Genomic DNA, 7,807 nt, shown 5'->3' on the forward strand with positions numbered 1-7,807 from the left:
GCCCTGATCGTCCGCCACCCGGTTATTCGGGGTGGTGGCGCCGCTGGCAACCACCGGGGCGTCAATGGCCAGCAGGGAGCCGGTGAGGGTCACGCTGGTGGAGACAATCCGCGTCGGTTTGCTCTCAAGGGTGTGCGTTCCGCGGCTGTCCGTCACCTGACGCGGCCAGTCGGCGGCGACGGCTGAGGTTAATCCTGAAAATAAAAGGCTGATAAAAAGCAGGGTGTTACGGCAAAAGGCGGGCAGTTTCACTAAGGGGCATCCTGTTTTTGTTGAAGTTAATGCTTCTCATTTTCATGAATGAGCCGAAGGGATGCAAGCGATAGTCGCACAAGTTACACGCTGGGCTGTTGACACCATTGCGCTCTGGGATTAGGTTAGCCAGCGAAAATATAAATGATAATAATTCTTACTGCTTTTATCATTTCAGGAGGATGATATGGATACGTCACTGGCTGAGGATGTTCAGCACACCGCGACCCGGCTGCAAAAAGAGAGCTTCTTCTTTATGTCGCCCTATCGCAGTTTTACCACCTCTGGCTGCTTTGCCCGTTTTTCCACTCCCGCCGTAGGCGGCGACGATCCGGCAAGCCCATTCCAGCAGCAGCTGAAACAGGCCTTTGCCAATGCTAAAGCCGCTGGCATCAGCAACCCGGTGATGGTAGGGGCTATCCCCTTTGATACCCGCCAGCCGTCATCGCTGTTTATCCCGGAGCAGTGGCAATCATTTGCCCGCCCGGCGCGTCAGCAGTCTGCCCGCTATGCTACCCAGTCAGGACCGCTGACGGTCAAATCCCGCACCGAGATCCCGGCCCAGTTAGCTTTTGAGGAGATGGTGGCCCGCGCCGCCGTTTTGACCGCCACTCCGCGCGTCAACAAGGTAGTGCTGTCGCGCCTGATCGATATCGCAACCGAAGAGAAACTCGACAGCGGCGCGCTGCTGGAAAAACTGATCGCCCAGAACCCGGCCAGCTTTAATTTCCACGTCCCGCTGGAGGATGGCGGGGTGCTGCTGGGCGCCAGCCCGGAGCTGCTGCTGCGTAAAGAGGGGGCACACTTCAGCTCCCTGCCGCTGGCCGGTTCCGCGCGTCGTCAGCCGGATGACATGCTCGATCGCGAGGCGGGCAACAAGCTGCTGGCCTCGGAAAAAGATCGCCACGAACATGAGTTGGTCACCCAGGCGATGAAGGCGGTGCTGGCTCCGCGTAGCCATCAGCTCACCATGCCCGCCTCGCCGCAGCTCATCACCACCCCGACCCTGTGGCACCTCGCCACCCCGGTAGAAGGCGAGGCGCGTGAAGATGAGAACGCCCTGACCCTGGCCTGCCTGCTGCACCCGACCCCGGCATTGAGCGGCTTCCCGCACCAGGCGGCGAAGGAGCTGATTGCCGAGCTGGAGCCGTTCGACCGCGAGCTGTTCGGCGGCATCGTCGGCTGGTGCGACAGCGAAGGCAACGGCGAGTGGGTGGTGACCATCCGCTGCGCGCGTATTCAGGCCAACAGCGTACGTCTGTTTGCCGGTGCCGGGATTGTTCCGGCCTCTTCCCCGGTGGCCGAATGGCGTGAAACCGGCGTGAAGCTGACCACCATGCTCAACGTTTTTGGTTTGCATTAAGGATTAATCATGACCCTTCCCTTTACCCGCTGGCCCGACGAATTTGCCCGCCGCTATCGTGAAAAAGGTTACTGGCAGGATCTGCCCCTGACGGACATTCTCACCCGCCACGGCGACAGCGACGCGTGGGCGTTAGTCGACGGCGAACGCCGCATCACGTACCGCCAGTTCCAGCAGTCCGTCAATAACCTGGCGTCGGCGTTGCAGGCGCAGGGCGTTCAGCGGGGTGAAACCGCCCTGGTACAGCTGGGCAACGTCGCCGAGTTCTACATCACCTTTTTCGCCCTGTTGCAGGTGGGCGTGGCCCCGGTTAATGCGCTCTTCAGCCATCAGCGCAGCGAGCTGAACGCCTACGCCAGCCAGATTGAACCCGCGCTGCTGATTGCCGATCGCGCTCACGGTCTCTTTGCTGGCGACGACTTCCTCAACACCTTTATGGAACAGCACCGTTCCGTGCGCACGGTGCTGCTGCGTGGAGACGGGCTGGAGGCAGCGATTGCCCGCCCGGCGGAACATTTTATCGCCACCCCGACCCCGGCGGACGAAGTGGCGTTCTTCCAGCTTTCCGGCGGCAGCACCGGCACGCCGAAGCTGATCCCGCGCACCCACAACGACTATTACTACAGCATTCGTCGCAGCAACGAGATCTGCGGCATTACCGCGGATACCCGTTACCTGAACGCACTCCCGGCGGCGCATAACTTCGCGATGAGTTCCCCCGGCTCGCTGGGAGTCTTTATGGCCGGGGGCTGCGTGGTGCTGGCGAACGATCCGAGCGCCACGCTCTGTTTCCCGCTAATCGAACAACATCAGATCACCGTCACCTCGCTGGTGCCGCCTGCGGTCAGCCTGTGGTTACAGGCTATCAGCGAGGGGGCGGGCAATGCGCAGCTGGCATCCCTGCAACTGTTGCAGGTAGGCGGGGCGCGCCTTTCCGCCACCCTGGCCGCCCGTATTCCGGTTGAGATCGGCTGTCAGCTCCAGCAGGTGTTTGGCATGGCCGAGGGGCTGGTGAACTACACCGCGCTGGACGATACGCCGGAGCGCATCATCAATACCCAGGGCCGCCCGATGTGCCCGGATGATGAAGTGTGGGTAGCCGATGAGCACGGTAATCCGCTGCCGCGCGGCGAGGTGGGGCGCCTGATGACCCGCGGGCCGTACACCTTCCGCGGCTACTACAAGAGCCCGGAGCACAACGCCAGCGCCTTCGATAAGAACGGCTTTTACTGCTCCGGGGATCTGATCGCCATTGACGAGCAGGGCTACATCACTGTGCAGGGGCGTGAGAAAGATCAGATTAACCGCGGCGGTGAAAAAATTGCCGCCGAAGAGGTGGAAAACCTGCTCCTGCGCCACGAGGCGGTGATCCACGCCGCGCTGGTCAGCATGGAGGACAGCCTGCTGGGCGAGAAGAGCTGCGCGTATCTGGTGGTGAAACAGCCCCTGCGCGCGGTGGAGGTGCGCCGCTTCCTGCGCGAGCAGGGCGTGGCTGAATTCAAACTGCCGGATCGCGTCGAGTGCCTGGAGGCACTGCCGCTGACGCCGGTAGGGAAAGTCGATAAAAAACAATTACGCCTGTGGCTGGTCGAACGGGCCCGGGGCTGAGGAGCAAGACGATGGCAATTCCAAAATTAACCGGTTACGTGCTGCCGGGCGCAGCAGATCTGCCGACCAATAAAGTGAGCTGGACGATGGAGCCCGCGCGCGCCGCGCTGCTGATCCACGATATGCAGGAGTATTTCCTCAACTTCTGGGGCGAGAACTGCCCGATGATGGCGCAGGTAGTGGCGAACATCGCCCGGCTGCGTGACTACTGCAAACAGCAGGGGATCCCGGTCTACTACACCGCCCAGCCGAAAGAGCAGAGCGATGAGGACCGCGCCCTGCTGAACGACATGTGGGGGCCGGGCCTGACCCGCTCGCCGGAGCAGCAGCGCATCGTGGCTGAACTGACGCCGGACGAAGCCGACACCGTGCTGGTGAAGTGGCGCTACAGCGCGTTTCACCGCTCGCCGCTGGAGCAGATGCTTAAAGAGAGCGGCCGCGATCAGCTCATCATCACCGGCGTGTACGCCCATATCGGCTGCATGACCACCGCCACCGACGCCTTTATGCGCGACATTCAGCCGTTCTTCGTCGCCGATGCGCTGGCGGACTTCACCCGGGACGAGCACCTGATGTCGCTCAACTATGTGGCCGGTCGTTCCGGGCGCGTGGTGACTACCGACGAGCTGCTGCCCTCGCTGCCGGCCAGCAAAGCGGCGCTGCGCGAGCTCATCCTGCCTTTGCTGGATGAGTCCGACGAGCCGATGGATGATGAAAACCTGATCGACTACGGGCTCGACTCGGTGCGGATGATGGCCCTGGCGGCGCGCTGGCGCAAAGTGCATGGCGATATCGACTTTGTGATGCTGGCGAAAAATCCGACCCTTGATGCCTGGTGGGCGCTGCTCTCCCGCGAGGTGAAATGATGCTGGATTTCACGGGTAAAACCGTCTGGGTGACCGGGGCCGGAAAAGGCATCGGTTACGCCACGGCCCGGGCGTTTGCGGCGGCGGGCGCGGAGGTGACGGGCTTTGATGTCGCCTTCCCACAGGCGGAATATCCCTTTGCCACCGAAGTGCTGGACGTGGCGGATGCGCAGCGGGTCAACGCGGTTTGCGGGCGTCTGCTGGCGAGCCTCGAGCGGCTTGATGTGCTGGTGAATGCCGCCGGTATTTTACGCATGGGCGCCACCGACCAGCTCTCACAGGCGGACTGGCAGCAGACCTTTGCGGTCAACGTCGGTGGAGCGTTCAACCTTTTTCAGCAGACGATGGGCCAGTTCCGTCGTCAGCAGGGCGGGGCGATTGTCACCGTGGCCTCCGACGCGGCCCATACGCCGCGCATCGGCATGAGCGCTTACGGCGCCTCGAAAGCGGCGCTGAAAAGTCTGGCGCTCACCGTCGGCCTGGAGCTGGCGGGGAGCGGCGTGCGCTGTAACCTGGTCTCGCCGGGCTCCACCGATACCGACATGCAGCGCACCCTGTGGAAAAGCGACGACGCCGAGCAGCAGCGTATTCGCGGGTTTGGCGAGCAGTTCAAGCTCGGCATTCCGCTGGGTAAAATTGCCCGTCCAGAGGAGATCGCCAGCACCGTGTTGTTTCTCGCCTCCGACCACGCCAGCCACATCACGTTGCAGGATATCGTGGTGGACGGCGGCTCCACGCTGGGGGCCTAGATGATCTGGAAACGTCATTTATCGCTGGAGGCGCTGAACGCTACCAGTCTGAACACGATGGTGGCGCATCTGGGGATCGTCTACACCCGGCTGGGGGATGACACCCTGGAGGCCGAGATGCCGGTGGATACGCGCACTCATCAGCCGTTTGGTCTACTGCACGGCGGCGCGTCGGCGGCGCTGGCGGAGACCCTGGGGTCGATGGCTGGCTTCCTGATGACCCGCGACGGGCAGAGCGTGGTGGGCACGGAGCTGAACGCCACCCATCACCGGGCGGTGGCGCAGGGCAAGGTGCGCGGGGTGTGTCAGCCGCTGCACCTCGGGCGCACCAGCCAGAGCTGGGAGATTGTGGTGTTTGACGAGCAGGGACGGCGCTGCTGTACCTGCCGGTTGAGTACGATGGTGTTGGGGTAGAGCGTGCGGCTGTGTGCCGGGTGGCGCTGCGCTTACCCGGCCTACGGTTCGATGCGGCTGTTTGCCGGGTGGCATTTCAGCGCTGAGCCCTGTTTTAATTAAGGTCCTCCGCCGCGGGACGGGGTGAAAGTGATCGGCTTAACAATGTTATGTAAATGACTGGTTGGATGTCTGTTTTTACGTGTGGTTGAGTTGTTAAATCTTAAGCGAGTGTTATAGATACAAAATGTAACATCTCACTTCTGCGATGATGGAAACCATATCATGAATAACTCAGGGAAATACCTCATATGGGCAGGGCTCTCCGTGGTGGGTGCCTTTGCGCTGGGCTATATCGCCCTCAACCGCGGTGAACAAATTAATGCGCTGTGGATAGTCGTCGCAGCGGTCTGTATCTATCTGATTGCCTATCGTTTTTACGGCAAGTTTATTGCCCATAACGTCCTCTCGGTTGACCCGACGCGCATGACGCCTGCGGTGCGCCATAACGACGGGCTGGACTATGTGCCAACCGATAAAAAAGTGCTGTTCGGTCACCACTTTGCCGCTATCGCCGGGGCCGGGCCGCTGGTGGGGCCGGTGTTGGCCGCGCAGATGGGCTACCTGCCGGGGATGATCTGGATCCTCGCCGGGGTGGTGCTGGCAGGCGCAGTGCAGGACTTTATGGTGCTGTTCGTCTCTACCCGCCGCGACGGGCGTTCCCTCGGCGAGCTGGTAAAAGAGGAGATGGGGCCAACCGCCGGAGTGATTGCGCTGGTGGCCTGCTTTATGATCATGGTGATCATCCTTGCGGTGCTGGCGATGATCGTGGTGAAAGCCCTGACCCACAGCCCGTGGGGGACATATACCGTCGCCTTTACCATTCCGCTGGCAATTTTTATGGGGATCTACATCCGCTACCTGCGCCCGGGGCGCATCGGCGAAGTGTCGGTGATTGGCCTGGTCTTCCTGGTCTTCGCCATTATCTCCGGCGGCTGGGTGGCCGAGAGCCCAACCTGGGCGCCATACTTTGACTATACCGGCGTGCAGCTGACCTGGATGCTGGTGGGCTATGGCTTTGTAGCGGCGGTGCTGCCGGTGTGGCTGCTGCTGGCTCCGCGCGATTACCTCTCCACCTTCCTGAAAATCGGCACCATTGTTGGCCTTGCGATTGGCATTCTGATCATGCGCCCGACCCTGACCATGCCGGCGGTGACGAAGTTTATTGATGGCACCGGTCCGGTCTGGTCCGGCAATATGTTCCCGTTCCTGTTTATCACCATCGCCTGTGGCGCGGTCTCTGGCTTCCATGCCCTGATCGCCTCCGGCACCACGCCGAAGATGCTGGCCAATGAAAACCAGGCCTGCTTTATCGGCTACGGCGGCATGCTGATGGAGTCCTTCGTTGCCATTATGGCGCTGGTCTCCGCCTGCATTATCGATCCGGGCGTCTACTTTGCGATGAACAGCCCGATTGCGGTGCTGGCGCCTGCCGGTACGGCGGACGTGGTGGCCTCTGCGGCCCAGGTGGTCAGCGGCTGGGGTTTTAGCATTACCCCGGATACTCTCTCTCAGATTGCCAACGAGGTGGGCGAGCAGTCGATTATCTCCCGCGCGGGCGGTGCGCCGACCCTGGCGGTGGGCATGGCCTACATTCTGCACGGCGCGCTGGGCGGTCTGATGGATGTGTCGTTCTGGTATCACTTCGCCATCCTCTTCGAAGCGCTCTTTATCCTGACGGCGGTGGATGCCGGGACACGTGCGGCGCGCTTTATGCTGCAGGATCTGCTGGGAGTCATTTCACCTAACCTGAAACGCACCGAATCGCTGCCCGCGAACCTGCTGGCGACGGCGCTCTGCGTCCTGGCGTGGGGTTACTTCCTGCATCAGGGGGTGGTCGATCCGCTGGGCGGCATCAACACCCTGTGGCCGCTGTTTGGTATCGCTAACCAGATGCTGGCCGGTATGGCGCTGATGCTCTGCGCGGTGGTACTGTTCAAGATGAAACGTCAGCGTTACGCCTGGGTCGCCCTGGTGCCAACCGCCTGGCTGCTGATCTGTACCCTGACCGCAGGCTGGCAGAAAGCCTTCAGCAGCGATGCCAAAGTGGGCTTCCTGGCCATCGCCAACAAGTTCCAGGCGATGATCGACAGCGGCAAGATCCCGGCGCAGTATACCGAGTCGCAGCTCTCCCAGCTGGTCTTTAACAACCGTCTGGATGCCGGGCTGACCATCTTCTTTATGGTGGTGGTTGTGGTGCTGGCGCTCTATTCTCTGAAGACCGCGCTGGCCGCCCTGAAACAGGACAAACCTACCGCGAAAGAGACGCCGTATGAGCCGATGCCGGCCAACTATGAAGAGATTGTGACCCAGGCGAAAGGGGCGCATTAACCTGTGTGCCGGGTGGCGCTAGCGCTTACCCGGCCTACCTTTTTTGTGAGAGAAGAGCGATGTTCGATACCCTGTCAAAAGCCGGTAAATATTTAGGGCAGGCCGCAAAAATGATGATCGGCGTGCCGGACTACGACAACTATGTCGAGCATATGCGCGTCAACCATCCTGACCAGACGCCGATG

The 7,807-nt window shown here is 61.4% G+C and carries 7 protein-coding genes and 1 pseudogene; 7 read left to right on the top strand and 1 reads right to left on the bottom strand.

Features of this window, described 5'->3' with window-relative positions; all coding sequences use genetic code 11:
• Positions 1 to 252 (bottom strand): annotated as a pseudogene (locus WFM46_RS21775) (Fe2+-enterobactin ABC transporter substrate-binding protein); the annotation flags it as partial.
• A 187-nt stretch (positions 253 to 439) separates the two neighbouring features.
• Between WFM46_RS21775 and entC the strand changes: the two are divergent.
• From entC to WFM46_RS21810, 7 genes are all read left to right on the top strand, one after another.
• The gene (entC, locus tag WFM46_RS21780; RefSeq protein ID WP_336998520.1) at positions 440 to 1,615 is read left to right on the top strand and encodes an isochorismate synthase EntC; all 1,176 of its coding nucleotides are present in this window, start codon (positions 440 to 442) and stop codon (positions 1,613 to 1,615) included.
• A gap of 9 nt (positions 1,616 to 1,624) precedes the next feature.
• On the top strand, positions 1,625 to 3,223 hold the full coding sequence (entE, locus tag WFM46_RS21785; RefSeq protein WP_336998521.1) for a (2,3-dihydroxybenzoyl)adenylate synthase EntE: 1,599 nt from the start codon (positions 1,625 to 1,627) through the stop codon (positions 3,221 to 3,223).
• Between the two features lie 11 nt (positions 3,224 to 3,234).
• Positions 3,235 to 4,089: an isochorismatase gene (locus WFM46_RS21790; protein ID WP_336998522.1), complete on the top strand. Its 855-nt coding sequence runs from the start codon at positions 3,235 to 3,237 to the stop codon at positions 4,087 to 4,089.
• Entirely contained in the window at positions 4,086 to 4,838 is a 753-nt protein-coding gene (gene entA / locus WFM46_RS21795; protein WP_336998523.1) for a 2,3-dihydro-2,3-dihydroxybenzoate dehydrogenase EntA, read from the top strand. The genes WFM46_RS21790 and entA overlap by 4 nt, the downstream gene beginning before the upstream one ends.
• Positions 4,839 to 5,252, top strand: coding sequence for a proofreading thioesterase EntH (gene entH, locus WFM46_RS21800; protein WP_103178632.1), 414 nt, complete (start codon positions 4,839 to 4,841; stop codon positions 5,250 to 5,252).
• A gap of 264 nt (positions 5,253 to 5,516) precedes the next feature.
• Complete coding sequence (gene cstA / locus WFM46_RS21805; protein WP_336998524.1) at positions 5,517 to 7,622, top strand: pyruvate/proton symporter CstA; 2,106 nt, start codon at positions 5,517 to 5,519, stop codon at positions 7,620 to 7,622.
• A 59-nt stretch (positions 7,623 to 7,681) separates the two neighbouring features.
• Positions 7,682 to 7,807, top strand: a 126-nt coding sequence (locus WFM46_RS21810) for a YbdD/YjiX family protein (protein ID WP_336998525.1), incomplete at its 3' end; no start/stop codon positions are given.

Origin of the sequence: Leclercia sp. M50 (genome assembly GCF_037150775.1) — a bacterium.
Classification (GTDB): Bacteria; Pseudomonadota; Gammaproteobacteria; order Enterobacterales; family Enterobacteriaceae; genus Enterobacter.

Coding starts and splice junctions, on each gene's coding strand:
- entC (WP_336998520.1), top strand. CDS start 440: ATGGATACGTCACTGGCTGAGGATGTTCAGCACACCGCGACCCGGCTG.
- entE (WP_336998521.1), top strand. CDS start 1,625: ATGACCCTTCCCTTTACCCGCTGGCCCGACGAATTTGCCCGCCGCTAT.
- WFM46_RS21790 (WP_336998522.1), top strand. CDS start 3,235: ATGGCAATTCCAAAATTAACCGGTTACGTGCTGCCGGGCGCAGCAGAT.
- entA (WP_336998523.1), top strand. CDS start 4,086: ATGATGCTGGATTTCACGGGTAAAACCGTCTGGGTGACCGGGGCCGGA.
- entH (WP_103178632.1), top strand. CDS start 4,839: ATGATCTGGAAACGTCATTTATCGCTGGAGGCGCTGAACGCTACCAGT.
- cstA (WP_336998524.1), top strand. CDS start 5,517: ATGAATAACTCAGGGAAATACCTCATATGGGCAGGGCTCTCCGTGGTG.